The organism is Bacillus haikouensis, from assembly GCF_013179555.1.
Classification (GTDB): Bacteria; Bacillota; Bacilli; order Bacillales; family Bacillaceae_B; genus Rossellomorea; species Rossellomorea haikouensis_A.
The window spans coordinates 1-1,702 of sequence record NZ_JABMCR010000500.1; the positions used below are offsets into that span (position 1 = coordinate 1).

Genomic DNA, 1,702 nt, shown 5'->3' on the forward strand with positions numbered 1-1,702 from the left:
GGCAATCGTACCGATGAATTGAGTGATATGTGCATTATCGAAGAAAAAATATGTATTCAGGATCATACCGACAGCAATGAAGAGAATGAGAGAAGGTACCCCTAAACTCGAGGAAAATTTGGCAAAAAGGACACCGATAAGAAGCAGGAGTGCAAGAAGTAATGAAACATTTTCGATAGAAAAATCCATTTAATCGCCTCGTAATAATTATTAATGATATGATTAATTATACTGTATTGTGAATAAGGTCACAAATAATAAGCCCCATTAATCAAGAAGATTCCCCCATAGAACCTCAGTAAAAAAACCCCACAATATAAAATTTGTGGAGTTCCTTCGCTCTTGCCTTATTTATTTTTCATTACACCCTTCAGGACGAATGCCACGTTCGCAGGTCTCTCTGCCAGCCTTCTCATGAAATAACCATACCAGTCTGTCCCATATGGAACATAGACACGCATTTTGTAGCCTTCTTTTACTAGCTCATGCTGACGCTCGACGCAGATACCGAACAGCATCTGGAATTCAAATTGATCTCTTGGAATATTATGTTCTTCCGCGATTTTTTTCGTATACTCGATGATTTTATCGTCATGAGTGGCGACTGCTGTGTAATTACCGTTTAGCATGTGCATCTTGATGATTTTCTTGAAGTTCTCATCAACATCTTTTTTCTCAGGAAACGCAACTTTAGGAGACTCCTTATAAGCACCCTTCACAAGACGCAGATTGGGGGAATACGCATTTAACTCTTCCATATCCTTCTCTGTCCGATAAAGATAAGCTTGAATAACAGTACCGATGTTGTCATACTCTGATTTCAATGTTTTAAAGATTTCGAGTGTCTTGCCGCACCGTGAATAATCCTCCATATCGATGGTTACAAAGACATCATGTTTCTTTGCTTCCTCAAGAATCATCCTCATGTTCTTTGTAACGACATCCTCTTTAAGGTCAAGTCCCATAGAAGTCATCTTGAGTGACAATTGAGATTTTAATTTCTCTCTGCCAATCGCACGGACAGCTTCTACACATTCAAGGGCCATTTCATTGGCTTCCTCTACGTTATCCACGAACTCTCCCAAATAATCAATCGTTACGACAAGATTCTGTTTATTCAATTCACGAATGACATCGACCGCTTGCTCTATTGAAGAACCGGCAACGAATCTGGCCGCTCCGAAACGCAGGCCATACTTCTTAGCCAGTTTAGTGATCGGCTTATTTTTAGAAAGGAATAAAAAGAAATTACGCATTGCTTGCTCCATGTTGCTACCTCCCTGAAAAGAACATATATGTCATACTATGAAAACGTTTTCTTATCTGCCAAAAAAAGAAACGTTTCGATTAGTATTTTATTTACCAACATTCTATCACCTATTAAACATTTTGAATATACTTTTGTTACTTTCTCAGTAGAAAATTTTCAATTTTTGAAAGCCGTGTATAACATGCTGTAAATGTCGCAGAATAAGCATTGGTCAGGGTTTTTGGTGCTTGTAATAAAAAAGAACGTTAGGAATAAATACCTAATTTTACCTGAAAATAAAGGAGGAGATAAGATGCAGCAGCAACAACAGCCTCAACAAAGTAATCAGCAGCAAACATACACACAGCCGCCCCAATTATTAACGACAAAGGATAGCCTTTATGTAAACGACATGCTTGCATGGAACCTGAATGCTATGAAAAAGTGTCATTT

Annotated in this window: 1 protein-coding gene and 1 pseudogene; both read right to left on the bottom strand. The window is 38.1% G+C overall.

The window, feature by feature from the left end; translation table 11 throughout:
• Positions 1 to 189 (bottom strand): annotated as a pseudogene (locus HP456_RS23665) (potassium/proton antiporter); the annotation flags it as partial.
• 158 nt (positions 190 to 347) lie between these two features.
• A complete protein-coding gene (locus HP456_RS23670; protein ID WP_172255594.1) occupies positions 348 to 1,268 on the bottom strand; it encodes a proline dehydrogenase family protein in 921 nt (306 codons plus the stop codon).
• Between the last annotated feature and the right edge of the window lie 434 nt (positions 1,269 to 1,702).